26 protein-coding genes and 1 tRNA gene are annotated in these 23,623 nt (G+C 68.2%); 21 read left to right on the top strand and 6 right to left on the bottom strand.

Going from position 1 to position 23,623, the window contains the following annotated elements:
- Nucleotides 1–279 precede the first annotated feature (279 nt).
- The 7 genes from ACOGW9_RS08170 to ACOGW9_RS08140 all read left to right on the top strand — a co-directional run bounded on the left by ACOGW9_RS08170 (nucleotide 280) and on the right by ACOGW9_RS08140 (nucleotide 7,627).
- Entirely contained in the window at nucleotides 280–651 is a 372-nt protein-coding gene (locus ACOGW9_RS08170) for a hypothetical protein (protein ID WP_419910139.1), read from the top strand.
- Complete coding sequence (locus ACOGW9_RS08165; protein ID WP_419910137.1) at nucleotides 648–1,295, top strand: hypothetical protein; 648 nt, start codon at nucleotides 648–650, stop codon at nucleotides 1,293–1,295. Before ACOGW9_RS08170 ends, ACOGW9_RS08165 begins: the two co-directional genes overlap by 4 nt.
- Nucleotides 1,280–4,753 carry a pre-peptidase C-terminal domain-containing protein gene (locus ACOGW9_RS08160; RefSeq protein WP_419910135.1) on the top strand — a complete coding sequence of 1,158 codons (3,474 nt, stop codon included), beginning with the start codon at nucleotides 1,280–1,282 and terminating at the stop codon, nucleotides 4,751–4,753. The genes ACOGW9_RS08165 and ACOGW9_RS08160 overlap by 16 nt, the downstream gene beginning before the upstream one ends.
- Nucleotides 4,754–4,944: 191 nt before the next feature.
- Nucleotides 4,945–6,138: a hypothetical protein gene (locus ACOGW9_RS08155; RefSeq protein WP_419910133.1), complete on the top strand. Its 1,194-nt coding sequence runs from the start codon at nucleotides 4,945–4,947 to the stop codon at nucleotides 6,136–6,138.
- Between the two features lie 74 nt (nucleotides 6,139–6,212).
- On the top strand, nucleotides 6,213–6,794 hold the full coding sequence (locus ACOGW9_RS08150) for a hypothetical protein (protein ID WP_419910131.1): 582 nt from the start codon (nucleotides 6,213–6,215) through the stop codon (nucleotides 6,792–6,794).
- Nucleotides 6,791–7,075 carry a hypothetical protein gene (locus ACOGW9_RS08145; RefSeq protein ID WP_419910129.1) on the top strand — a complete coding sequence of 95 codons (285 nt, stop codon included), beginning with the start codon at nucleotides 6,791–6,793 and terminating at the stop codon, nucleotides 7,073–7,075. Before ACOGW9_RS08150 ends, ACOGW9_RS08145 begins: the two co-directional genes overlap by 4 nt.
- Nucleotides 7,076–7,150: 75 nt before the next feature.
- On the top strand, nucleotides 7,151–7,627 hold the full coding sequence (locus ACOGW9_RS08140) for an RDD family protein (protein WP_419910127.1): 477 nt from the start codon (nucleotides 7,151–7,153) through the stop codon (nucleotides 7,625–7,627).
- 186 nt (nucleotides 7,628–7,813) lie between these two features.
- On the opposite strand, the gene ACOGW9_RS08135 is transcribed toward ACOGW9_RS08140, so the two are convergent.
- The 3 genes from ACOGW9_RS08135 to ACOGW9_RS08125 all read right to left on the bottom strand — a co-directional run bounded on the left by ACOGW9_RS08135 (nucleotide 7,814) and on the right by ACOGW9_RS08125 (nucleotide 8,775).
- A complete protein-coding gene (locus ACOGW9_RS08135) occupies nucleotides 7,814–8,101 on the bottom strand; it encodes a hypothetical protein (protein ID WP_419910125.1) in 288 nt (95 codons plus the stop codon).
- A complete protein-coding gene (locus tag ACOGW9_RS08130; protein ID WP_419910123.1) occupies nucleotides 8,073–8,627 on the bottom strand; it encodes an AAA family ATPase in 555 nt (184 codons plus the stop codon). The genes ACOGW9_RS08135 and ACOGW9_RS08130 overlap by 29 nt, the downstream gene beginning before the upstream one ends.
- A gap of 75 nt (nucleotides 8,628–8,702) precedes the next feature.
- A tRNA-Lys gene (locus ACOGW9_RS08125) sits at nucleotides 8,703–8,775 on the bottom strand.
- Between the two features lie 97 nt (nucleotides 8,776–8,872).
- On the opposite strand from ACOGW9_RS08125, the gene ACOGW9_RS08120 reads away from it, so the two are divergent.
- On the top strand, nucleotides 8,873–9,088 hold the full coding sequence (locus tag ACOGW9_RS08120) for a hypothetical protein (RefSeq protein ID WP_419910121.1): 216 nt from the start codon (nucleotides 8,873–8,875) through the stop codon (nucleotides 9,086–9,088).
- Here ACOGW9_RS08120 and ACOGW9_RS08115 read toward each other — a convergent pair.
- Nucleotides 9,075–9,779 carry a histidine phosphatase family protein gene (locus ACOGW9_RS08115; RefSeq protein WP_419910119.1) on the bottom strand — a complete coding sequence of 235 codons (705 nt, stop codon included), beginning with the start codon at nucleotides 9,777–9,779 and terminating at the stop codon, nucleotides 9,075–9,077. The genes ACOGW9_RS08120 and ACOGW9_RS08115 overlap by 14 nt on opposite strands.
- A 51-nt stretch (nucleotides 9,780–9,830) precedes the next feature.
- Between ACOGW9_RS08115 and ACOGW9_RS08110 the strand changes: the two genes are divergently transcribed.
- The 10 genes from ACOGW9_RS08110 to hemL all read left to right on the top strand — a co-directional run bounded on the left by ACOGW9_RS08110 (nucleotide 9,831) and on the right by hemL (nucleotide 19,339).
- Entirely contained in the window at nucleotides 9,831–10,073 is a 243-nt protein-coding gene (locus tag ACOGW9_RS08110; protein ID WP_419910117.1) for a MoaD/ThiS family protein, read from the top strand.
- 17 nt (nucleotides 10,074–10,090) lie between these two features.
- Nucleotides 10,091–11,080 (top strand): hypothetical protein, encoded by a 990-nt coding sequence (locus tag ACOGW9_RS08105; protein WP_419910115.1) that lies wholly within the window; start codon nucleotides 10,091–10,093, stop codon nucleotides 11,078–11,080.
- Nucleotides 11,081–11,158: 78 nt separating this feature from the next.
- On the top strand, nucleotides 11,159–12,454 hold the full coding sequence (locus ACOGW9_RS08100; protein WP_419910113.1) for a glycosyltransferase: 1,296 nt from the start codon (nucleotides 11,159–11,161) through the stop codon (nucleotides 12,452–12,454).
- A gap of 19 nt (nucleotides 12,455–12,473) precedes the next feature.
- Nucleotides 12,474–12,956, top strand: coding sequence for a YbjN domain-containing protein (locus ACOGW9_RS08095; protein WP_419910111.1), 483 nt, complete (start codon nucleotides 12,474–12,476; stop codon nucleotides 12,954–12,956).
- A 218-nt stretch (nucleotides 12,957–13,174) separates the two neighbouring features.
- Nucleotides 13,175–13,966, top strand: a complete 792-nt coding sequence (gene proC, locus ACOGW9_RS08090; protein WP_419910109.1) for a pyrroline-5-carboxylate reductase — start codon at nucleotides 13,175–13,177, stop codon at nucleotides 13,964–13,966.
- Between the two features lie 31 nt (nucleotides 13,967–13,997).
- The gene (locus ACOGW9_RS08085; protein WP_419910107.1) at nucleotides 13,998–14,822 is read left to right on the top strand and encodes an SAM-dependent chlorinase/fluorinase; all 825 of its coding nucleotides are present in this window, start codon (nucleotides 13,998–14,000) and stop codon (nucleotides 14,820–14,822) included.
- Nucleotides 14,823–15,014: 192 nt separating this feature from the next.
- Nucleotides 15,015–16,274, top strand: coding sequence for a glutamyl-tRNA reductase (locus ACOGW9_RS08080; RefSeq protein WP_419910105.1), 1,260 nt, complete (start codon nucleotides 15,015–15,017; stop codon nucleotides 16,272–16,274).
- Nucleotides 16,275–16,285: 11 nt separating this feature from the next.
- Entirely contained in the window at nucleotides 16,286–17,173 is an 888-nt protein-coding gene (gene hemC / locus ACOGW9_RS08075) for a hydroxymethylbilane synthase (protein WP_419910103.1), read from the top strand.
- Entirely contained in the window at nucleotides 17,166–17,933 is a 768-nt protein-coding gene (locus ACOGW9_RS08070) for a uroporphyrinogen-III synthase (RefSeq protein ID WP_419910101.1), read from the top strand. Before hemC ends, ACOGW9_RS08070 begins: the two co-directional genes overlap by 8 nt.
- A gap of 113 nt (nucleotides 17,934–18,046) precedes the next feature.
- The gene (hemL, locus tag ACOGW9_RS08065; RefSeq protein ID WP_419910099.1) at nucleotides 18,047–19,339 is read left to right on the top strand and encodes a glutamate-1-semialdehyde 2,1-aminomutase; all 1,293 of its coding nucleotides are present in this window, start codon (nucleotides 18,047–18,049) and stop codon (nucleotides 19,337–19,339) included.
- A 53-nt stretch (nucleotides 19,340–19,392) separates the two neighbouring features.
- Here hemL and ACOGW9_RS08060 read toward each other — a convergent pair whose 3' ends face one another.
- Both ACOGW9_RS08060 and ACOGW9_RS08055 read right to left on the bottom strand, forming a co-directional pair.
- Nucleotides 19,393–20,664, bottom strand: a complete 1,272-nt coding sequence (locus tag ACOGW9_RS08060; protein ID WP_419910097.1) for a geranylgeranyl reductase family protein — start codon at nucleotides 20,662–20,664, stop codon at nucleotides 19,393–19,395.
- Between the two features lie 60 nt (nucleotides 20,665–20,724).
- Entirely contained in the window at nucleotides 20,725–21,501 is a 777-nt protein-coding gene (locus ACOGW9_RS08055) for a c-type cytochrome (protein WP_419910095.1), read from the bottom strand.
- 365 nt (nucleotides 21,502–21,866) lie between these two features.
- Between ACOGW9_RS08055 and ACOGW9_RS08050 the strand changes: the two genes are divergently transcribed.
- The 3 genes from ACOGW9_RS08050 to extP all read left to right on the top strand — a co-directional run bounded on the left by ACOGW9_RS08050 (nucleotide 21,867) and on the right by extP (nucleotide 23,594).
- On the top strand, nucleotides 21,867–22,301 hold the full coding sequence (locus tag ACOGW9_RS08050) for a hypothetical protein (protein ID WP_419910094.1): 435 nt from the start codon (nucleotides 21,867–21,869) through the stop codon (nucleotides 22,299–22,301).
- A gap of 12 nt (nucleotides 22,302–22,313) precedes the next feature.
- The gene (locus tag ACOGW9_RS08045; RefSeq protein WP_419910092.1) at nucleotides 22,314–22,730 is read left to right on the top strand and encodes a 4Fe-4S dicluster domain-containing protein; all 417 of its coding nucleotides are present in this window, start codon (nucleotides 22,314–22,316) and stop codon (nucleotides 22,728–22,730) included.
- A 114-nt stretch (nucleotides 22,731–22,844) separates the two neighbouring features.
- The gene (gene extP, locus ACOGW9_RS08040; protein WP_419910158.1) at nucleotides 22,845–23,594 is read left to right on the top strand and encodes a selenite/tellurite reduction operon b-type cytochrome ExtP; all 750 of its coding nucleotides are present in this window, start codon (nucleotides 22,845–22,847) and stop codon (nucleotides 23,592–23,594) included.
- Nucleotides 23,595–23,623 lie beyond the last annotated feature (29 nt).

The following is a 23,623-nucleotide window of genomic DNA, read 5'->3' as shown; positions in this document are numbered from 1 at the left end:
ACGTTGCCCCGCTCGTGACCGCCCAATGCGCATCGAACCTGTCCCCGGGGGGGGGGGGGTCGCGTAGTAGCCGCGCTGCTGCATCGGCGGCGCGGCGCCCACACAACCGGCGTCTGCTGCCGTGTCTGTGCCCGGTCGGAGGCGTCGCTGGCGGATGCCGGCCGGCGGAGGGATGCGTCGGGTGGCCGGCCGCGTGCGGTAGCAGCGGCCCGCCCGCGCAGAGCGGCGTCGGGGCGGGAATGCGCCCGATGTCGGGGCCATTGGGACGAGTCGGGTCTGGTGAGCCTGGGCTGGTTGCTGGTGGCGGCTGCTGTGGCGTCGGTTGCTGCTGGGGGCGTGGTGACGGTGCGGTCGGTGGTGGGTGGTGCGGGCGAGTCGGTGGCGGGCCACAGCGCGCGTTTGGCGGCGGCGAATCTGTGGGCGTCGGAGATTCATCGCGAGGCGCAGGCGTCGGTGCCGGGCGATGCCGATGAGGCCGATCGGCTGAACAGGCGACTGGGGTCGCGCTGCGGCCGGGTGCCGCTGGTGTTCGCAGATACCGGCGGCACGACGCACTGGAAGCCGGGCATTTTCGCGGGCCGCCCGGGGAATGCGTCGGATCCGCCGAGGTGGGCGGCGTTGCCGTCGTGCGCGTTCTTGGGTCCGCGGTGAGGGGCCGGTTGGGGCTGGCGGCGGCCGCGGTGCTGGTTGCTGTGGGGGTGCTGATGCCGGTGCCCTCCGCAGCGGATGCGGGCGGAACCGCTGACGGGGCGACGTCGGCGACCGCGCAGTGCGCGCGGGGCTATGTGTATGACTCGGGCAGCGGCGACTGCCACAAGCGCGAGACAAAGCCTGCGGCCGCTTCGTGCCCGGCGAGGATCGGCGGCCATGCGGTGGAGGTGTCGGGCAGCGGGTGTGTGACCGTGTCTGCGGACTCGATGCTGCCGGCCTACACGTGTGACACGGCGCAGGGATGGGCGCTGGTGGGCGATCCGCCGTATTGTCAGCGCGTCGTGACTCGTGAGGTGGTGAAGCGCCATACGGTCACCGACATGGTGCCCTATGAGCGGACCTATACGGTGCGTGTCGCGACCGTGGTGACTGAGCATGTGCGCTATGCGGTGCGCAAGCGGGTGCCGCCGTTGACAGTGCGGGTGCGGGTGCCGCCGCTCACGAGGACCTACATGGGCATGGAGCCGTACACCTACACGGCGCGTGTGCGCTACTGCGCAAAATGGGGCGTGGTGCTGGGCCAGTCGGTGTGCACGAAGTACGGCTACCGCGACGGCAGCGCACCGGGATGCGCGAGACGCTGATCACCGAGCCGGCGTACCACTACGAGAACCGGCCTGCGTACAACTATCGCACCGAGCAGGTGTGCTGCAAGCCGGTGACCCGCACCGAGTACCACGACGAGATCCGCACCCGCCAAGTGTGCTGCCGGCCCGTGACCCGCATCGTCACCACGACGCGCACCGTGCGCGAAACGCAGTCCAAGACGCCTGGCGCGGTGTGCACCGTCGCGGGCTATGCGATGAACTCGTCGTCGGGCTGCGAGCGGCCCGCCGGCGCTCGTCTCGGCACGGTCACCTACAGCTGCACTGCGGGCTGGGCCGCGGTTTCGGGCGACCCCAGCACCTGCGAGCGCACCCTCACCCGTGACCCGGGATGGACATGCAGCACGGGCCAATCGATCGACCGGGCCACCACGCCGCCGCACTGCCACCCCGACCCAGACGCCGACACCGACGACACTGACGACACCGACGACGACCCGGGCGACGAAGACAACGACACCGACGGCGAGGGCGATGACTGCTCGGAGGCGCTGGGCGCGCTGGGCTCAGGCACCGTGACGCGCACGGGCACCTGGGCGGCCGGCTGCAAGTCGTCCCAAAAGCACACCGACCAGGTGCCGTACTGGGCGTACAGCTACACGTTCTCGGTCGCCGGCGCGGCGACGCTGGACATCGACGCGGTCTCGGCGGGGGACCCCCACGTGTACGTCATCGACAGCGACGGGACGGTGGTGGGCTCAGACGACGACTCGGGCCCTGACGGCCGCGACAGCCGCATCCGGGGCCTGTCGCTCACAGCGGGCGCCTACACCGTGGAGGTCACCACCGGCACCGAACGCACCACCGGCGCGTTCACCTTGACCGTCACTACCGCGCTCGACGAGCCCCCAGTCGTCATCACCGATCTCGCCGACGCCACCGTGACCGGCAGCGGCACCCTCACCGCCGCCGACACATTCACCGTCGAGCCCGCGGATGCGACCTGCGCCGCCACCGCTGCGGCGGCGGGGGTGACCCTGTCGGTGGCAAAGACCGGCACCCCCGCCGAGCGCACCGTCAGCCTGACGCTGGCGGCGCCGTTCAGCCATCGTGTCACCGTGACCTGCGACGCCGAGGACCGGTCGCCCACAACGGCCGAGGCGACCCTGGCGGGGCGCCTGCGCGTGGTGTCGGTGACCGGCCTGGAGGACTCGGTGCCCGTCGGCGGTGCGAGCTACGCGCTGGACACCTTCACCGTCGACCCCGCCACGGCGCGCTGCACAGGCACCGCCGCGGGCCGCGGGGCGGGCACGCCGTGGGTCAGCAGCCTGTCCGCCACGCGCACCGTGCTGGTGCGTCTCGGCCCCGGCGCAGCCGCCACCGTCACGGTCACCTGTACCGCCCCCGACTACAGCCCCGGGGTGGCCGAAGCGGTGTTCTCCGCCGAGCCAAGACCGCAGATCGGCACCGTCACCGCCACCTTCGCACCCGACGACGCCTGCACCGTTACAGCGGCCCAGGACGCGGATGCCGCTCACAGCTGCACCCTCGCCCAAGGCAGCACGCTCGCCGTCACACTCACCGCCACTGCCGACAGCGCCGCCATCGCCGCAAGCTGGGACACCACCAGCACCATCACCGCCACGCCCGGCAGCGTGCCCGCAGCGACGCCGGTCATCGGCTCCGACAACGCCGCCGTCGGCAACTGGCAGATCACCGCCACCGCCGCACTGGCTTGCACCGCCGACGGCGCCGCCACCGCCACGGTCACCGCTGGCCGGCATCCCGCCGACGACACCCACACCACACACATCGGCATCGACTGCCAGGCCCCGGTGCGCATCTACGGCCTCGCAGACGCCACCGCCACCGCCACGGGCACCGGCAAGACCACCGTCGCCTCCGGCTTCGTGGTGCTGCCCGCCACAGCGGCCTGCACCACGTCACCCGGAGCGGCCACCGTCGAACCCGAGTCCGGTGCCCAGCGCACCGTGTCCGCTCGCCTCGACGCCCCCGACACGTTGCACGTCACCCTCACCTGCGGTGCCGCCGGCTACGCCGACACCACCCGCACGGTCACCCTCACCGCCCAGCTGCCCTGCTCAGAGCACCTCGGCGCGCTTGCCGCCGGAAAGACGGTCCGCAGCGGCACTATCACCGCCGACACAGCCTGCGTCTCCGCCAACCGCAGCCCCGGCACCCACTACGCGCGCCGGCACACGTTCACACTCGGCGCGGCCGGATGGGTCACCGTCGACCTCGCCAAGGCCGCCGCCAGCAGCCTCGACCCCTACGTGCTGCTGCTCAACGGTCACAGCCGCAACGGCTCAGGCACCGCGCTGGCCCACAACGACAACCACGCCAGCAGCACCGACAGCCGCATCGCCCGCAGGTTCCTCCAGCCCGGCCCCTACACGATCGAGGCCACCACCTCCGGTCCCGGCGGCCGAGGCGCGTACCGGCTGACAATTGCCGTCGACTACCGCATCACGATCACCGGCCAGCCCGAGGAGCTGATCGGCGAGGTGGGCAAGCCGATCACGGGCTCGTGGTCCTATGGCCCGGCCACCACCAGGCTGTCGGTCGAGTCGGCGGCCCCCGGCGGAATCACCGCGAGGGCTTACGGCGACAGCGGCGACGCGTCGCTGGTCGCGGTCGCGACCCGCGCCGACGATTACACCGTCACCATCAAATACGCCAACGGGCCCCGCACCCGCACCCAGTCCAGCACTGTCACCGCTGTGATCGTGGACCGCAGTTGTGCGCACAGCGACGGGCACCGGGCGCGTCTGGTGCATCACCACGACCCCGGCCGCGGCCACACCAACTGCCAAGCCCACACCCCGCCGCCGTGCGAGGATGGGCCGACAAACCTGTGGACCCCCGCGGGCGGCGGTCATCGGCCGCGAAACCTCAAGGGCTGCAACGACAAGAACAACAGCGGCATCGTTGACCCCGAATACCTGCCATGGAGTCCCTACGACGTCGACCGCGGCGGCAGGCCCGTGCTGTGCAATGAGCACGACCACATGAATGCCACCACGCCGCTGGCCAAGCTCCAGCAATGCATGCGACAACACAATCTCTTGATCTTGACGTGGAACAGCGGGTTCGACATGAACACGTGGATTGCCGAGTACACGGCGGACACACGTCGCAGCGTCTCGGCCGAGTTGCGCAGAGATCTGGAGGCGATCCAGCGCGCGGTTGAGAACGAGGAGACGATCCTCGTCGGCACTGAGGACTACACGCGTCCGATCGGGGACAGGGTTCTCGATGACGCGATCGTGAAGCTCATCTGCGGTGAAGTCGTCGAGTTCGGCGTCGATCGAGGCGTTGACGCGGCCGCGAAACGGGTGGGGGGCTGGGCCCAGAAGCGGTTCCCGTCGGGTGCGGTGCTGTCGGGGGTCTTGAAGCTGAACACGCTGTTGGGCTTTGCCCAGATAGCGCTGGACGTTCTGTGGACGAACTTCGGGACGGACGCCGCCTGTGACTGAGGCACGGAGCCGTCTTGGGGCGGCCCGGCGGGAGTCCGTCTTGCGCGATGGGCAGCAGGCGGTGGCTCGCGCGGGTGGTGCGGTCTCGCCTGGGAGGAGGGACTGCCATGTCCTCAGGTGACGATTCGACGGATGCGTCAAGGGGCGGTACGAGCCGCGCAGACAGGCGGAGCGGATTGCCGTCTGGACGTATGCGATGGGCGCTAGCCGGTGTCGTCGCGCTGCTCGTGGTATCAGGCGTTGTGCTGTTCGTGCTGTGGTCGGCCGATGACGGTGAACCGGCCGTTCCGTTGCCGGATGCGGGCGCAGTGTGGTCAGAGATAGCGGCTGAGGTTTCCGCGGATCCCGAGCGCCGCTACAGCGACGAGGAACTCGGCTTGTACGAACTCGTCGACAGGATCGCGTTCTCATCGCCGTATTACGTGCGATTCCGCACTGAAGAGGACCTCTTGGAACACGGTTCCCAGCACAGTGAGTATGTTGCTCTACAAGCGCGGGGGCACGAGCGGGAGCGATTGCGATTCGAAAGCGAAGTCGAAGATGCCATCCGGCGGGCGTATCACGACTTGCCAGCCGACTTGGGGAGCGGAGGACCGCTGGAGCGGGCATTTGTCGAGTGGATGGACCGATGCGCTGTTGATGCGGGCTTTCCGAACATCGTCTTCGATCTGCCAGTGGAGCCGAGCGGCTACCAGGCGGACTTCGGCCTGCCGTACGAGGACTTTCTGGATCTTCGCCAGAGCTGCGCTCAGCAGGCTGTGAATTATCCGACGCTTGACCCGGATGTACGCGACGAGATGCTCGCCCGCATGAGGCGGCACTACCTGCAGGCCGCACACGAGTTCATCCATCTTTCCGACATCGTCGAGATTCCTGTTGAGCACGATGAGGGGGTTGTTCATCCGTTGGAGGAGTCGTATATCGAGCGTTGCCTTGAGCTAGAGGTCGACGAGCGGGAGTCGTGCGCTGAGTACTACCGGGTGGAGCTGACCGAGGAACAGAAATCTGCGCCTGTCCCCGAGCGGGAACCGGTCGATGAGACTCGGCCGTATCCGCTGGTGGGCCAGCCCTGCGGGTTCAGCGATGCACCGGGACTCGTGGTTGTCGATCACGAGGGACGTCTCTGTGACATGTTCGAGAATCTGGAGTTCATCATCAATCATCCCGAGACATCTGAGAGCCAGACTCACGTGTCCAACCCCTTCCTCGGGGGAAGGAGGCTGCTGATCTGCCCCGATCACTGGCTGATCGATGAGCAGCACAAGTGCCGCTATCCCCACCCCGAGGAGGCCGAATTGAGGGAAGCCTTCATCGAGGCCCATCCCGAGCAAGCAGGTGTATACGGCATGGGCCTGCTGAGTTCGAACTATCCCGACAAGAACTGATCATCGGCGAAGGACCCACAGCACGGCGGCACGACGGCAGTGATTCCACCTCGCTTGTGGCAGTAGGTGAGCAGATGGTCTATGGACAGCCGATCAGCGGGACGAGCGCCATGGCGGGCACCGGCTCGGTTCGCAGGAGTGCGTGGAGGCACGTCGTAGCTCTGTTGTTCGCCGCGACTGGGTTGTTGGTGAGCTGCTCGGGCAGTGGTGACGCTTACGAAGATGCACTGTCGTTGGTGGCCGAAAACGCTCCGGGAAGCGATCCAGACCTCGTGGACGACGCAGATTCTGATCTTCACGATCTGGGGCGCGCCGAACTGCGCGACGGTCCTGCAGTGCGGCATCTAGGAGTCGCCCGGCAGCTGGGCGAGGGAGGGTTAATCGAACTGCTCGACAGCTATTTCGTCAACGTTCCCATCGGGGCATATTTCCTGGTCAACTTCGAGTTGCAAGCGGCAATGTCTGTATCGCGGCTCCTGCACGGCGGCGCAGATGCCGAAGCGGGACTGTTGCGGGACTTCGAGCGGGCGGTGCTGATTGCCTTTGACGGCGATGCTCTGAACCGTGCGCCCGCGCCAACAGGTGTGGATCTGCTGCATGACGCCTTTTCGAGGTGCTTGAGCAGTGCGGTCGGGAGTCGCCGTGGCCCGATGTGAAGATGTTCGAGAGAAACGGCAATGCTGCAGGCGATGTCCTGTATCTAGACCCCGAGCTGGGCATCTCGCTCTACGAGTACCGCGAACTGCTGCATGTGTGCGGCAGATATGCAGCGACCTATCCGACGCTCGACCCGGCGGTGCGTGACGATCTGCTGGCTCCCCAGCGGGCCTATTTCGCTCGTGAGATTCTGGACCGGCTCGACAATGAGTTGCCGCTTGTGGAGGTGCCTCCTGAGTATCAGGACGAGGTCGACGAGCTGCGTGCGAATGGCTGGTAGATCGGGTTCGGGGTCGGGGTTGTTCGCGGATCTGAAGAGCTTCGGGGTGAGCGCGGAGGTGCGCGGTTCGCTGAGTTGGGCTCGGGTGCCACCGTTGAGCTTCCGCGGCCTGCTGCGCGGCTCGCCGGGCGGGTGGTTGACATCTTCATCGTGGGATTCGCCTGGTTGGCGCTGTACTTGGCGTGGGCTGCTGCAACGGGTGCTGATGCTGTTGGTGCTGATGGCACCTTGGCGGTCGGGCAGCTTGGCCTGATGGCGCTGTGGGCAGTCGTAGATGGCGGCTATGAGGTGACACTGATCGCGTTGCGAGGCCGGACGCCGGGCAAGCGTTGGGCCGCCATCAGGGTCATCAGCCGTCGCAGCGGTGCGGTGCCCGGGTGGTCTCGAGCGTTTCGGCGCTGGGCGGTGCCATACGCGTTGGGTCTCGTGTTGAGCTTCGTTCCCTACCTCGGGGGTGCGCTCAGCCTGCTGTGCTATGTGAGCCTGACTTGGGATCGTGACCGCCAAGGCTGGCACGACAAAGCCGCCGGCACTCTGGTGACACGGGCATAGCCGCAGGGCTGCTCCGGGTTGCAGCCGGTCGATAAGGAAGAAACTGTTGTGGTGGGAACCGGCGCGCTGCCTTCCACAGCGGAAGACACAGTTACGTTCTCCGCTTGCCGCGAGGAATTGCGGGCAGGTGGCTGGTAGTTGAGCTTGACGGTGTGTGCGTTCAGCCGACGCGAAGTGGTGCCGGTGTCAGGCCTCGACGGACTCCATACGCAGGATCTGCTCGTCTTCGAATGGCGGCGGAATCAGATCCTCGTACATGGCCGGATCGGGTTTGAAGACGCCTACAGCTCCGTCATCGCGCCGGTAGAGCACGCCGGTGCCGGTCTGGTGCGCCACGAGATGGGCCCGCTTAGCCGCAAGCTGCATTGCCCGAGTCACCAGTTCCACAAAGTCCTCGCCATCGCTGGCGCCATTCTGGCCGATTCTCAGGCCATTGAGGGCCGGTTCAGTGCTGCGGGGTGGTGCTGATGGCATGTGTGGCAAGGTCAGTGCTCCTGCCGATGGGCACTGGATCGAAGTGTAGGCCGTCGAACAGTATCCACTCGTCAACGGCTTCGCGGTAGAGCTCCCGGAAGTTCCGCAGCCCCTTCTCGAATCGTTGACGCACCACGTCTTCGAGTACGTCATGACCTCCCTGGGACGCTCGCAGGCGCACTCGCTCGACTGCGTCGTCGGCCGACGGAAGCGAGCGGAACAGCAGCGTGACGTGGTAGCCGTCATTGCGCCACTGCCTGATCCTGCGGAGATAACCGCGGCCCGACAGCGTGGTCTCGAAGGCGAAACTCCGGCCTTCCGCAGCGAGCCGGTCGAGTTCGGCCAGCATCAGGCGACCTGCTCGATAGTCGGCGTGCAGAGCCGTTCCCGACGGCAGATCTGGGGCGATGCTGTCGGCATTCACGAACGGCATGTGGCGCTCCGACAACTCTAGGTAGGTGTGCGCAAAGGTCGTCTTGCCAGCGCCGTTGGGGCCGGCGATGATCAGTACTTCCTTGTTGGCCACCACTGCTGACGGTAACTGGCCTAGCGCGATCGGGACAGCACGAAGGGCTGGGTGCGGTGTGGTGTCTCGGTGCGGTAGGCCGCCCGGGGCTCGAACCCGGCACCTTGGGATTAAAAGTCCCCTGCTCTACCCGATGAGCTAGCGGCCCCACATCCGAGAGCATCCCTGCGGCGCTCCGGCACTCGCCCCGAGGCTAGAGCGGGATGTACCGATCCGGTCCGGCTCGCGGCCCTAGCCTTGCAGCGGTGCCCGACGAGCCGTCCCCAGCCGATCCGCAGAACCCTTCGGGGTTCCTGACTGACGACGAGCTCGATGCCATCGAGGACGACCTCGCACGGGCAGAGCGAACCTTGAGCCTGCTCGCGGACAACGATGTGGATCCGGCGGCTGCGTCTGCATGGATCGCCGCGCCCTCGGCACCGGATCCCCAGGACGCGACAGGCGCGGCTACTCGATCATGAGGTCGATGTCGCTCGAAACGAGCTCGACCCGGTTGCGCGGCTCCAGCTGATCCCAGCTCCAGTTCGCGTCCGCGGCAGCCCCGTCCAGCCAGAACCAGCGACCAGCGAGGTTGGGCACCCGTTCGTCGCCGAGTCCGACTCGCGCGTCGATGGTCTTGAGCACACCCGCATGACCCACAAGCAGTACGCGACCGCAGACGGAGAGGTGGCGGCGCAAGGCCGGCAGCAGCCGGCGAGCGATGCTCTCCTCGGATTCAAAGCCGGGCGGCCACCGCCGAGCTGCGACGTCGCCCGGCCAGCCTTCGTCGATCTCGGCCCGGGTGAGACCCTCCCACGGACCCGCACTGCGCTCTCGCAACGACTCGTCGGCGATCACCTCGCTGACGCCGAGCTGTTTCGCGATGATCTCGGCCGTCCTGCGCGCTCGTTGCAGGTCGCTCGAGACGATCAGGTCGAACGGCGGCAGATCGAAGGCATGCCGGGCGGTGTGCAGATCGTGACCACCCATGGCGGGTGTGCGCCAGCTGTTGTCCGACTCGGCGAGCCGTCTCGCCAGGGCATCAGCAGCAATCTCGGCCTGGCGCTCGCCCAGACCCGTCAGCGGGGGATCGGCCTGTCCCTGCCAGCGCCCGCGCAGATTCCATTCGGACTGCCCGTGGCGGACCGCCAGCAACTCTGAATGCTGTGTCACGGTGCCCGACCGTAGCTGGCCTGACCAGCACGGATGGGTAGCATCGCGGCGATGCCCACCGTCACGATCCGCCTGTTCGCGGGGGCGCGCGAGGCGGCCGGTGTCGGCACCACGCAAACTGAGGCGTCATCGGTCGCGGATGCGCTGGATTGGGCCAAGGCACACTTCGGCGAGGGTTTCAGCGCCGTGCTGGCGGCCAGTCGGGTCTGGCTGAACGGCGAGCCTGCAGATCCTGTGACGCAGTTGAGCGCCGGCGACGAGATCGCCGTCTTGCCGCCCGTGTCGGGCGGCTGAGCAGCGACAGCGGTGGCGTGAAGCCTGCGTCGCCGCCGCCAGATCCACCGCGGATTCTCTCGGCGGCGCTGTGGCTCGGCCCGCCCGTTGCGAGGGGCGACGCCAGCATCACGGCGGGAGTGGTGTGGCTCGCCGCGCTCATCGCTGCGCTTTGGGCGGGCGCCGCCGCGTTCGGGCTGGCAGTGTCGGCTGTCGCTGCACTCGGCGCCTGGCAGGCAGCGAGCGTGCACAGCGGCAGCGAAGGGGCCTCCCCGACGCGGGCATCCCAGAGCGGGGCCGCGGTCGCGGGAGGCGATACGCGCTATCGACTGCCGGCTGCTGTGCTTGCGGGCGCGGTCGGAATCGCCGGCGTCATTGACACCCGCTTGGCGGGCGCAGTGCTCGGTGCAGCCGTTGCCGCCAGCTTCATCGTGGTCTCCTCGTTGGGCGGCGGCCGTCCCGCGGGTGCTGTCGCGCGGCCTCAGCAGGTCGTTCCGCCGCCGGTGCTGGCGCGGGCGGGTCTGCTGGTGCGCTGTTGGATGCAGGTCGGCGTGGCTGCGGCGTGCGCGGCGGCGGTGGCCCGGTACTCGACGGGAGCGGCCCTCGTGCTGGTAAGCGCAGCGGCCTGTTACGACGCCGGCGCGTACGTCACCGCGGCGGACCGTCGACCGGGACTGCGAGGTCCCATCGCGGGAGCAGTGGCAGCGGTCGCAGCCGTCTTCGCACTGACCGGCGTGAGCGTTCCGCCCTTCGCGCCGTCTGACGTCATCCGCTACGGCGTGCTCGCAGCACTCACGCTGCCGCTGGGACCGGCGTTGGCCCGTTCGATCACCACGCCCGACTCTCGACTGCCGGATGCGCCGGCCACGGCGCACCCCGTCTCCGGCGATCCAGCCGATCGTGGGCGCCGTCCAGCGCTCCAGCGAATGCGATCGCGGCTGGATTCGCCCTGGGCCGTGCGCAGGCTCGATTCGCTCAGCTTCACTGCACCCGCTTGGATGTGGGGGTTAGGACTGCTGGTCATCTGAGTGGTCACTGCACGCCGGAGCGGTCGTGATGGGGCGACAGATCGTGGGCCAGCGACGATCTGCGTAGCGTTATCGGCCGTGGCCTCCACCACATCGGAAGATCCCCGACGCGATCCCGCCAGCCTGCGCGCGGCGCGCGACCCCCTCGGCGTCTCATCGGTTGCGGTGCTGTGCATGCACACCTCGCCGTTGCATCAGCCGGGCAGCGGCGACGGAGGCGGCTTGAACGTCTATGTGCGCGAGCTGACCGCCGCGCTCGCGCATCACGGTGTGAACTGCGAGGTCTTCACCAGGTGCACGGAGCGCTCGCAGCCCGAGACCGTCGACGTCGAGCCCGGCGTGCGCGTCACCCACGTCGACGCCGGCGGGCCGTCACTCGCCAAGGACGACCTTCCCGCCGTCGTTGCAGCCTTCGCAGATCGCGTTGGCGAGCACTTGATTCGACGGCCCGTCGATGCCATCCACGCGCACTACTGGCTGAGCGGCTTGGCCGGCCACGATTTGAAGCACCGTCTGGACATCCCGCTGGCCGTCACGTTCCACACGCTGGGTCGCGTCAAGACCAGCACCGGCGATCTCGAGCCGCGGCACCGCGGTGACGCAGAGCAGCACATCATCGATTGCTCGGATGCCGTGTTCACCTCCGGTGACGCAGAAGCAGCTCTGCTGGGTTCGCTCTACGACCTGCCGCCGGAGCGGGTCCACCGGCTGACGCCGGGCGTGGACCGGGCGATGTTCGCACCAGGTCAGCGTCACGCGGCCCGCGCGGCCATCGGCCTTCCGCCTGGGCCGGTCCTGCTGTTCGTCGGCCGCCTCCAGCCGCTCAAGGGCGCCGAACTGGCCGTCGAGACCCTCGCAGCGACCAGGGCAAGCACTCCGGCGGGCAGGAATGCACAGCTTGTCATCGTGGGCGGTCCGAGCGGGCCCGACGGCGACGCCACGCTCGCCCGGCTGAGGTCGATGACCGATGAGCTGGGACTTGCCGGTTGCGTGCGGTTCGTAGATCCGCTCCCGCACCACCTGCTGTCCACCTACTACCGCGCGGCCGATGTCTGTCTCGTGCCGAGCCGCTCGGAGTCGTTCGGCCTCGTTGCCCTCGAAGCAGCAGCCTGCGGGACGCCCGTCGTCGCCTCCGATGTCGGAGGCTTGCGTGACAATGTGTCCGAAGGCCGGACCGGGTATCTGGTAGCGGGTCGCGACAGTGACGCGTACGCCCGGCGGGTCTCCGACATCTTGAGCGATCCGCTGCTGGCGCTGCGGCTGGGAGATGCAGGCTCGCAACGGGCGGAGCGCTTCAGCTGGCTGGCCAGCGCCTCAGCGGCACTGGACGCGTTGGACGCCGCTGCACGTCACGAGCTTGTCGTCTGCGTATGAGCCTCACGGCTGCGTTCAGATGACCCGCCGCCCAGCCACCGACGCCGAACTCGACCGGCTGGAAGCGCGCATGGACGCTTGGCTGGCCGCGTGGGCCGATTCGCAGGAATCCGGCGCGCCCGATGACCGCCCGTTGCTGCTCGATGTGACGCGAGATGACGAGGTGCCCCGCCGCTGGTACGTGCGCTTGGCAGGGGATTCGCGAGATGTCATCGCCGTGTGGCTGACGCTGCGGCAGCGCACGCTGGCCTACGAGTCCTACGTGCTGCCGACGCCGCCGCAGCGAGCGCTGGACGTGGCTGACTTCGTCCTGCGCCGCAACTACTCGCTGGTCGGCGCGCAGTACGGCATCGGACCCGAGGACGCCCTGTTCCTGACAGGCGAGATCGGGACCCACTGCGTCGACGAGGACGAGCTGGACCGCATCGTGGGCTCGCTGTGGGCCTATATCGAACGGGACTTCTCGACACTGCTGCGGTTGGGCTTCTCCAAGCAGCATTGAAATCAATTTGACCACTTTCAGTGATTTCTGATTAATTCTGTGCTTGCCGGGGCATTCGACGGCAGGCATGCAGGGACGTGCCCCATTCTCAGCGAATGCCCCGGCACCATCAGTCGGGTGGGATGCTCGTGAGATCCGGTGCCGCGTGCCTCCGAGTTTCCCCGGCAGCAGGCGAATTCTCGGCAGCGGTCCGGATGCAGTCCGGTACCGTGACGCGCATGGCATCTGGAGTCGAACTGCTGATCGTGGGCGGCGGGAAGATGGGTGAAGCGCTCCTGGGCGGGTTGCTGGCAGCCGGCCGCTCCGCGCAGAGCATCGGCGTGACCGAGCCCATCGCTGCTCGTCGAGATGAGCTGGCGAGCCGCTACGGCGTCTCAACCTCGGATCACGTCGTCGCGTCGGCCGGCGCCATCTTGGCCACCAAGCCCGATGTCATCGGATCGGTTGCGGCGGAGGTCGCGGCCGCAGGCACCGACCGGATCCTGTCGATTGCCGCTGGGGTGACCCTGGCAACGCTCGACGGCGCGGCAGGTGCCGGCACGCCGATTGTGCGCGCGATGCCCAACACGCCAGCCCTCGTGTCCCAGGGCGCCGCGGCGATCTGCGGCAACAGCCAGGCCACCGACGCCGACCTCGCATGGGCGGAGGAGATCCTGGGTTCGGTGGGTCGCGTCGTGCGAGTTCCCGAGCACCTCATGGATGCCGTGACGGGACTGTCTGGCTCGGGGCCCGCCTACGTCTTTCTCGTGGCCGAAGCGCTCATCGAGGCGGGCGTGCTCATGGGCCTCGCTCGCCCGGTGGCGTCCGAGCTGGCCAACCAAACGCTGCTGGGCGCCGCGACGCTGCTCGCCGACGGCCGATTGCCGGCCGAGCTTCGCGCCGACGTGACCTCACCGGGAGGTACGACCGCAGCCGGTCTGCGCGAGCTGGAGCGCCACGGCGTGCGGGCGGCCTTCGCTGCCGCAGTCGAGGCAGCCACGCGCCGGTCCACCGAGCTCGGCGCTTCGTGACCGAAGGCGAGCCGATTCACGGCGGACCGAGATGAGTGGGTTTGACACCGTCACGTGCCTGAGCGACTTGGGCACCGCCGACGAGTCAGTGGGACTCATCCACTCGATCATCCGCCAGGCAGCACCCCATGCCGCCGTGATCGACCTGTGCCACCACATCGACCCGCACGACACCCGCACCGCAGCGCTGATGCTCGTGCGCAGCGTGCCGCATCTCGCGCCGGGGGTGGTGCTGGCATCGGTGGGTCAGCGGCTGGATCGAGGGGCGATCGCCGTGTCTGTCGGCGAGGGACAGTCGATGCTGGTCGGTCCCGACAACGGTGTGCTGGCCGCAGCCACGGCGGCGGTAGGCGGCGCGGATGCGGCAGTCCGCCTCGGCGCAGACAACGGCGCTGCCGGCGGGCAGGCACTGCACCCCGCGCGGGACGTGCTGGCGCCGGCCGCGGGCCGGCTGGCAGCGGGAGTGCCGCTCGAAGCGCTGGGTCAGCCGATCGATCCGACGCTGCTGCTGCCGTCCCTGGTCGCCGTTCCCCGCTCGTCCGACGACGGATCGGTGACGGCGGAGGTCCTGTCGATCACCCGCTGGGGCACGGTGCAGCTCAACGTGGATCGCGAGGTGCTGGCCCCGCTCGGCGGCGTGCTGGTCGCGGAATGGACCTCGACCGCCCGCGCCGGTGTCGCAGCAGAGGCGAATTCCCAGACGGTCCAGCTCGCGCCGCCCGGTTCGGCTCCAGCCGCCGGCTTGGCGCTGTCCGATGATCCCTACGGCCTGCTGGAGCTCACGGTCGCCGGCGGGAGTGCGGAGCACCTCGGCTTTGCCGCGGGCACCGAGGTGCGATTGCGCCGGGCGACATGAGTCTGCGCACGGCGATCGTGCTCGGCGCGCTCGCGGCCCTCATCCTGATTGCGGCGACGATCAGGCTGGTCTTCTTCTTCGCCTGAACGGCCGAGCGAACATTCTCCCGCGACGTTGGGCAGAACGCGTGGAAACCGGGTGCTGCATCGGCGAGACTGTGCGGGCCGCATTCCCGAACCCTGGGTAATCCACGTGTCCATCGTTGTCATGGGCGTGAGCCATCGCAGCGCGCCGCTCGAATTGCTGGAGCGCTGCACGGTTGCCGCCTCCGACGTGCCGAAACGACTGAGCGATCTCGCCTCCTGCGAGCACGTCAGCGAGGCGGTTGTCGTCTCAACCTGCAACCGCACCGAGGTGTACGTCTTCGCCGAGAAATTCCATGCTGCGTTCGGCGAGCTGCGCGACTTCTTCTGCACCCTGTCGGGGGCAGCGCCCGCCGAGCTGGCCGACCATCTCTACGTGCACTACGACGACGCTGCGGCGCACCACCTGTTCCGGGTCGCCAGCGGCCTCGAATCGGCAGTGCTCGGAGAGCACGAGATCTTGGGCCAGGTTCGCACTGCGTGGGACGCGGCCCGTGCTGAGGGCACCGCTGGCACGGTGCTGAATCAGCTGTTCCGCTATGGCATCAGCGCCGGAAAGCGTGCTCGCACAGAGACCGGGATCGCACGGGGCACCGCATCGATCAGCCACGCAGCAGTCCACATGGCGATCACCCACCTCGGCTCGCTGTCAGATCGCCATGTGCTCGTGGTGGGCGCCGGCGAGATGGCCGACGGCATGGTCGTTGCGCTCGCGGCAGCCGGCCCAGCGTCGGTGCAGGTTGCGAACCGCACGCCGTCGCATGCCGAGGCCTTGGCCGCTCGTGTCGGCGGCCGTCATCTGCCGCTGGGAAACCTCGAGGACGCGCTCGTCGAGGTCGATCTGCTGCTGACGTCGACGGGAGCTAGCTCGGTCATCGTCGACCACGCCAGCGTGGGAGAGGTCATCGCGCGCCGTGCCGGGCGTCCATTGCTGATCGTGGACATTGCGGTCCCACGCGACGTCGATCCGGCGGTTGCCCGAATCGCCGGTGTCACCCTGCTCGACATGGACGACCTGGCCCGCTTTGCACATGCAGGCGAAGCCAGCAGGCAGGCTGAGGTGGCAGCGGTCGAGTCGATCCTGGCTGACGAGACGGAACGTTTCTCGACCGACCGCACCGCCCGGCAGATGGCACCGCTGATCGAATCGCTGCGCGGCAGAGCCGAAGCGGTGCGCCAGAACGAAGTCGAGCGAGCGCTTGCGGCCAATCCCCAGCTTGACGATGACGCGCGTGAGGCACTTGAACTGGCCACGAAGGCCTTCGTGAACAAGCTGCTGCATCAGCCCACGGTGGCGCTGCGCTCCGCCGCTGGCAAGGCCAAGGGCGACCGGCTCGCCGACTCGGTACGCGACCTGTTCGATCTATAGATCGCGATTGCGTGAGGATCGCGACACGATCGAGCCCGCTGGCGACCTGGCAGGCGCGCGCCGTGGGGACAGCGCTGGCGGCGGCCGGATGGTCCGGAGCTCCTATCGAGCTGGTGCCGGTGTCCACCTCCGGCGACCAGGACCTGTCCACACCGATTTCGCAGATGTCCGGTCGGGGTGTGTTCGTGACCGAAGTGCAGGCGGCGGTGCTCGATGGCCGCGCCGATTTGGCGGTGCACAGCGCCAAGGACATGCGCTCTGAGCCGACGTCGGGTTTGATCTTGGCGGGCTGCCTTGCGAGAGGCGACGCCAGCGACGCGCTCGTCGGGCTCGCGCTCGACGAGATCCCGCACGGCGGGGTGGTGGCGACCGGATCGCAGCGCCGTCAGTGCCAGCTCGCGGCCAGGCGCCCGGATCTGCGCTTCGTCGGCCTGCGCGGCAACATGGCTCGTCGCATTGCCGCGGCCGACAATCCTGATATCGACGCGGCGGTCGTGGCTGCGGTGGCGCTGGAGCGCCTCGGCGAGTCCCACCGCATCGCGCAGCGCTTCAGCCCAGATGAGTTGGTGCCGCAGGTCGGGCAAGGGGCCATCGCGATCGAGCACCGCACCGATGACGCAGACATTGCCGTCGCCGTCGGCGCGATCGCCGACGCCGTGACGACACGGTGCGTCCGAGCCGAGCGCGCCTTCCTGCGGACGCTCGGCGGCGGCTGCGATCTGCCCACCGGGGCTCACGCCACTGTCGACGCCGACGGGCGCGTGCAGATGACGGCGTTGCTGGCGACACCCGACGGCAGCAGCGTCGAGCGCGCCTCGGGCAGTGGTGCCGATGGCGACGCGCTCGGCATCGCGCTGGCGCGTGAGCTGATCACTCGCACCGGCGGCACATATGACTGACCGCCGTTCCGACCCGCTCGCTGGCCGGACCGTCGTCATCACGCGCGCATCGCACCAGGCCGCGTCACTGGCGGCGGCGTTGCGTGAGCGAGGGGCGACTGTGGTTGTGGCACCCGCGATTGCGGTGGTGCCTCCGCTCGACGGCGGACAGCCACTCGACGATGCGCTGTTGCGGCTTGAGCAGTACAGCTGGGTCGCATTCACCTCTTCGAACGCCGTGGCGGCCACCTTCGCTCGCGCGGACCGGCGCGGTGTGCGCCGCCGCTTCGCCCGCGTCCGCACAGCAGCCGTCGGTCCGACGACGGCAGCCCGCGTCGAGGCCGAGATCAACCGCCCAGTCACGCTGGTGCCGGAACGACATGATGCTGTCGGGCTCGCCTCGGCGTTCCCCGAGCCCCGTCCCGACGACTGGTGTTTCGTGCCCCAATCGGCACAGGCCCGCCCCGAGCTCGTTGACGGCCTGCGCGCTCGCGGCTGGAGCGTCGATGCCGTGAACGCGTACCGCACCGTCACGCCTACGTTGTCTGATCATCTGGCCGCTGATGTGTCCAGCGCGGATGCCGTGGTATTCGCCTCGCCCTCCGCCGTGCGCGGCCATCTGTCACAGCTCGGCGGTGATTCCCTCACGGGCAAAGTGGTGTGCATCGGTCGCACCACCGCGGCGGCCTGCCACGAAGCCGAGCTTCCGGTCGCCGCAGTTGCCGACGGCCCCACCGACGCAGGTCTCGTCGAGGCTGTCGTTGCCGCGGTGCATGGCTGATGCAGTCCCGGTGTGACGGCGGTCATGGGCCGCTTCGGTCCCGTTTCGGCTGTCGGCTCGGCCCGTAGTTCGACGATGACTGCCCGCTGAGGCGTGGCCTACGCTGCGAGGCCGTGACCGGGCCGAACACCACGAACGCCGAACTGTTTGAAGCTGCGCGCAGGGTGATTCCCGGTGGCGTCAACTCGCCCGTGCGTGCCTTCGGTTCGGTCGGTGGCACGCCGTATTTCGTTGAGCGAGCCGAAGGGCCGTACGTCTTCGATGTCGAAGGCCGCCGGTATCTCGACTTCGTCCAGTCCTACGGGGCGATCATCCTGGGTCACGCTCACCCGGTGGTCACCGAGGCTGTAGCGAAGGCTGCAGCCGACGGCACGTCATACGGCGCCCCCACCGAACGCGAGGTGGCGCTGGCCGAGCGCATCGCGAGTGCCGCGCCGGGGGTAGAGCAGGTACGCCTGGTCAGCAGCGGCACCGAAGCGACGATGACCGCGGTCCGGCTAGCGCGGGGCTTCACCGGACGGCCGCAGATCGTCAAGTTCGCTGGCTGCTATCACGGCCATGCAGATGCGCTGCTGGCCGCAGGCGGGAGCGGTGTCGCCACGCTCGGTCTGTCCGGCTCAGCCGGGGTCCCGCCCAGCGCCGTGGCCGACACGGTCGTCGCGCCGTACAACGTCGTGCCAGAACTCGACGATCAGGTGGCCGCGGTCGTGGTGGAGCCTGTGGCGGCGAACATGGGACTCGTCCCGCCGGCGCCAGGCTTTCTCGAATCCCTCTCCGAGGCGTGCGATGCCGCCGGGGCACTGCTGATCTTCGACGAGGTCATCACCGGCTTCCGCTTGGGCCCGGGAGGCGCGGCAGAGCGTTTCGACGTCACGCCGGACATCTCCTGTTTCGGCAAGGTGATCGGCGGCGGTCTGCCCATTGGCGCGCTCGGCGCCCGCTCAGAGATCATGGAGACGCTGGCGCCGACCGGTCCGGTGTACCAAGCCGGGACGCTGTCGGGCAATCCGCTCGCGACAGCAGCCGGCCTCGCCGCGCTGGACCTGCTGACGCCCGACGCGTACGGCGAGCTCGAAGCACGCGCCGGCCAGTTCGCCGATGGCCTGCGTGGTGTGCTGGCCACAGCAGGCTTCGACGCCGTGGTCACCCAGGTCGGCACCCTCGTCGGCCTGTACTGCGGCTCGTCCTCCGAAGCCGACTGGGTTCCGGTCGACTACGACGGCGCACGCTCCACCGACGAGCAGGCCTACGCCCGCTTCCACGCCGAGCTGCTCAGCCGTGGCGTGGCCTTCGCCCCCGGCGCCTACGAGGTGATCTTCGTCAGCCTCGCCCACACCCCCGACACCATCGACGAAGCCCTCTCCGCCATCGCCGCCGCCGCCTCAACCGCTGCGACAGCGTCCTGAACGGCTGCAATCAGCATGCAGCCAAGCGGCCTCGACTGGACGCGTGGCGGCGTTCAGGTGCGATCTCGCCAGAGCCTTGCCATTCCGGCGGCCGCCCGGTAGACGCCGCGGGATCCGAGCGGACCAGTCCTGCTCTGCAGCAGATCGGTCGAGACGCGCATCGCCAGGTCGCCCATGCGAGGCGAGCGGATGGCGAGCTGGGTCAGCTTCCGCATCAGCCCGGGGCGGCCCAGGGCGCGAGTCGTCAGGCGGCCCAGATGGTGGTACCGCTCCCAGCGACTGGCGAGCGCGGTCTCGTAACCGCGCAGCATGAGGCCGTCATCGGCGTCGAGCGCGTGACCGATGACCTCGGCCGCCAGCCGACCGGTTGCCAGCGCTGGCCCGATGCCGTCGCCGTTCCACGGGTTGACGCTGCCCGCTGCGTCGCCGACGACAACCCAATTCGGCCCTGAGCGGGGCCTCACCGAGCCCCCCATGGGCAGCCGACCGCCGACCGGTGGGCTGCCGGGCCCGTCGGCGTCGATCTCCCAGCGGTCGGGGATCTGCTGGGTCCACTGTTCAAAGAGGCCTTCCAGCGATATGGCCTCGTTGCCATAGTGATGGCTGAGCAGGCCGATGCCGACGTTGGCGGTGCCGTCGCCGACCGGGAACACCCAGCCGTATCCGGGCAGCTGCTCGCCGCCCGAATCGGTGAGGGCGAAGACCGACTCGATCCACGGCTCGGCATGGCGCGGCGTGGGGTAGTACGCACGCATCGCCAAACCCTGCGCGTAGGTGCGCGTCCGCACGGTGCCGAGCGCACGGCCGAAGCTCGAACGCGGGCCGTCGGCAATCACGACGTACCGGGCGAGTGCGGTCAGCTCCCCGCAACCGCCGTCACTGCTCTGGCGGGCAAACCCATGGCAGCCCCGCAGGTGCCCATCGCTGATCAGCGGCGCAGTGACCTCGGTGCCGGTGAGGGTGCGCGCCCCAGCCGCCTGGGCACGGGCGAACATGAGCGCGTCCAGTCGTGGCCGGCGGACGACCGCGCCGTAGCTCGGCCACTGAGCATCCTGCGGCCACAGCACCTCGAGGCTCTGGCCGTGTGCCGTGATGCGCAGCCCCCGGTGCAGATGCCAGCGCGCAACGAGCGGATCGCAGCCCATGGCGATGAGCTCGCCGACAGCGACCGGTGTGAGCGCATCACCGCACGCGCGTTCACGCGGGTGCGACGAGCGCTCGATGAGCAGCACGTCACGCCCCTGTTGCGCGGACCAGTACGCGGCAGCGCAGCCGGCAGGACCGCCGCCCACGACCAGCACATCGCACGAGAGCGTCTGCGTCACGATGTCGGTTCGGGATCGCGTGGGGCGTGACAGGCGGGTCGTTGCACCCCTCTTCGGGCGCTAGTGCCCCCCGCCACCGCCCCCGCCAGTGACCGCGCCGCCCCCGAGGTGCTCCCACTCTGCGTCACGTTCAGCGGCGACTTCGTCGCTGATGTCCTCACCGCCGATCACCTCGCGCACGTATCGCGCGACCGAATAGAGCTGGTGTTCGTTGAGCACCTCGCCGAAGGCAGGCATGTTGGAGCCTGTCTCGCCCGAGATGTGAGCGCCGCCGGGCCGGTCCGGATCGCCGTAGGGCTGTCCCAATCCGATGCCCTCGGAGCCCACGGCAATCCACTCGATGAACGAACCATCCTCCAGGTTCGGGAACGTCAGCAGCACTTCGCCCTGCCACAGCGGCCGCCCCACACCGCTGCCGTCGCTGCCGGAGCCATCGCCGACATGGCAGCTCGCGCAGCGCACCGCGTAGGTTGCCGCGCCCTCGTTGATGGCCGTGATCGGCTCGGGCGGCGGTTCGGTGAGCTTCACGTACACGAAGGCCCACAGCGGCAGGCAGAACAGCACGGGCAGCACCCAGATCGGGATCCGGTGCCGGGTCTGCGCCGCGAGCACCCACTGTGGATCGGCAGGGGGCTCGGGCTCGACTTCGAGCAGCGCGGCTTCCTTGGCAGCAGCGATCATCTGCGCCTGCGAAGGTCCCGCTGCTGCAGCTTCGGCTGACGCCGCGGCCGCAGGTGCCGCCGCGCCGCTCTCGCCGCTGCCGTCGTCTTCGAGTACACCCAAGGCAATTCGACGCTGTCGCGAGCGCTCCAGCAGGTACTCGGGAACTTCGGTCACGGGTTCCTCCGCGGGGTTGCCCCCTGGGGGTCTGGCATCGGCGGCGGCGCCTGGTTCGCAGGGCACGATACGCGCCCCGGCACACCAAGGCGCAAGTCTGCCATGCACTCGCGCCGATGGCGCAGACAGTGCCAATGCAGTCGGTCATCGCAGTCGCGCCGATGGCGCGGACTGGGCCACCGGAGTCGGGCTTGAGGTTTTGTGGCGAGCGCACGCTGCCGTGCTAGAACATCACGCGCCATGGCCGGGGCGCCGGTAATCTTTGCCCCGGTCTTGCTGCCGCCGCCGCACCCGATGCATGATCGGATGTGTCGGCGATCAGCAGCCGACAGTCGCCGACGGGAGAACGTGGGAGGAGCGCAGGAGTGGTCGCACTCGTCACATCAATCCTCGTCACAGGGCTGATGATCTACGGAGTGGTGTGGTACGGCAAGCGCCGTCCGTCCGACCGTCCCACGACTTGGGGCGAAGCCATGCTCGGCGCCGCCTACGTCTTCATGATCCTGCTCATGGTCTTCGGGATAGTTCCCGATCGCTGGGTCCGTCTCACCGACAACGAGTGGGGCTGGTCCGTCGAGCGCTTCCTGGTTACGGAGGGGCAGTTCCTCACCTCGCCTGTCACCTTCCCTCCGATGCGCATCGACCTCAAGAAGGTCAGCGACATGGTCGTCGTGATCGAGCACGTCGCTGCGCTGGTGGGCCTGCCGGTGCTGTGGATGTGGTGGCAGCGGCGCGACAAGGCCCAGCCCACTGCCGAGCCGACCTCGGACTACGGCCGACCCCTCATCAAGGGCAACTGAGAGCGCGATCTCATGGCTTCGACCGACGCAAACCCGCCTATGCCCAAGTTCCGGGACGACTACGTCCTGCATCAGGTTGATGCTGGCTACCTCGACGCCGCGGTCAAGCCCAAACAGTTCATCAACATCGACCAGTCCGAGTGCATCCAATGCGAGGGCTGTGTCGACATCTGCCCGTGGAAGTGCATCTGGTACGTCTCCACCGAAGCCGTCGATGAGGCAGTAGGCGTGGACCTGCCGGGGCTGGATCCCACCGACAACGCCATCTTCATCATCGACGACGACGTATGCACTCGGTGCGCGCTGTGCGTCGACCGCTGCCCGACCGGCGTGATCACCTTGGGGCGGGTCAGCAATAATCCACCGCCGTCGGGCGATGTCCACGGCAGGACTCACACCCACGGCTACGCCTACGGAATGCGGCTGTAGTCCGGGTCCGATGCTTGTAGTGCTGCGACCGCGAAGGATCCGATCCACCTAGATCGAACAGATATGGCGAACACCCTCGAGTCTCCCAAGAGCAAGCCGAACCTGCCCCAGCGCATGCAGAACGCGCAACAGCAGGCGGCCGATTGGATGCAGGACAGCCAGTTCTGGACATCGATCTTCCGGCCGGGGTCAATCTTCCGCAAGGGCTACACCGACAGCCCGCGGAATCGCTCCTACGTCATCATGAACAGCGTCCTCTACCACCTTCACCCGGTGAAGGTGAAGCGGCATGCGGTGAAGGTCAGCTACACGCTGTGCCTCGGCGGGCTCAGCTTCTTTCTGTTCATCCTGCTGACCATCACGGGCATCTTCCTGATGTTCTTCTACCGGCCCACCGACACAGCTGCGTGGGCCGACATCGAGAGCCTCCACACGCAGGTCGCGTTCGGCCTGCTCGTGCGCAACATGCATCGATGGGCCGCGCACCTCATGGTGCTCACCGTATTCCTGCACATGGCCCGGGTCTTCTACCACGGCGCCTACAAGGCACCGAGAGAGTTCAACTGGGTCATCGGCGTGATCCTGCTGAAGCTGACGCTCTTGCTCAGCTTCACCGGCTACCTGCTGCCGTGGGACCAGTTGGCCCTGTGGGCGGTGACGGTGGGCACGAACATGATGGGCTTCACGCCCGTCTTCGGGTCCCAAGTTCGATTCGTGCTACTAGGAAGCCAAGACATCGGATCAGAGACGCTCTTGCGCTGGTACGTACTGCACGTCTTGATGCTGCCGTTCGTGATCGTCATCTTCATGGCGATCCACTTCTGGAGAGTCAGAAAGGACGGCGGTATATCGGGACCCCTGTAAGTCCTTGGTGAACACAGGCCGATGAGTAC

This window comes from Candidatus Poriferisodalis sp., from assembly GCF_965203655.1.
Taxonomy (GTDB): Bacteria; Actinomycetota; Acidimicrobiia; order Acidimicrobiales; family Poriferisodalaceae; genus Poriferisodalis.
This window is presented reverse-complemented; position numbering and strand designations above follow the sequence as displayed.

What these genes read in the sequence shown, in the direction of transcription:
- ACOGW9_RS08160 (WP_419910135.1), top strand. Translation starts at nt 1,280, where the DNA reads ATGCGCGAGACGCTGATCACCGAGCCGGCGTACCACTACGAGAACCGG.
- ACOGW9_RS08155 (WP_419910133.1), top strand. Translation starts at nt 4,945, where the DNA reads ATGCGATGGGCGCTAGCCGGTGTCGTCGCGCTGCTCGTGGTATCAGGC.
- ACOGW9_RS08150 (WP_419910131.1), top strand. Translation starts at nt 6,213, where the DNA reads ATGGTCTATGGACAGCCGATCAGCGGGACGAGCGCCATGGCGGGCACC.
- ACOGW9_RS08135 (WP_419910125.1), bottom strand. Translation starts at nt 8,101, where the DNA reads ATGCCATCAGCACCACCCCGCAGCACTGAACCGGCCCTCAATGGCCTG.
- ACOGW9_RS08110 (WP_419910117.1), top strand. Translation starts at nt 9,831, where the DNA reads ATGCCCACCGTCACGATCCGCCTGTTCGCGGGGGCGCGCGAGGCGGCC.
- ACOGW9_RS08095 (WP_419910111.1), top strand. Translation starts at nt 12,474, where the DNA reads ATGACCCGCCGCCCAGCCACCGACGCCGAACTCGACCGGCTGGAAGCG.
- proC (WP_419910109.1), top strand. Translation starts at nt 13,175, where the DNA reads ATGGCATCTGGAGTCGAACTGCTGATCGTGGGCGGCGGGAAGATGGGT.
- ACOGW9_RS08085 (WP_419910107.1), top strand. Translation starts at nt 13,998, where the DNA reads ATGAGTGGGTTTGACACCGTCACGTGCCTGAGCGACTTGGGCACCGCC.
- ACOGW9_RS08070 (WP_419910101.1), top strand. Translation starts at nt 17,166, where the DNA reads ATGACTGACCGCCGTTCCGACCCGCTCGCTGGCCGGACCGTCGTCATC.
- ACOGW9_RS08045 (WP_419910092.1), top strand. Translation starts at nt 22,314, where the DNA reads ATGGCTTCGACCGACGCAAACCCGCCTATGCCCAAGTTCCGGGACGAC.
- extP (WP_419910158.1), top strand. Translation starts at nt 22,845, where the DNA reads ATGCAGAACGCGCAACAGCAGGCGGCCGATTGGATGCAGGACAGCCAG.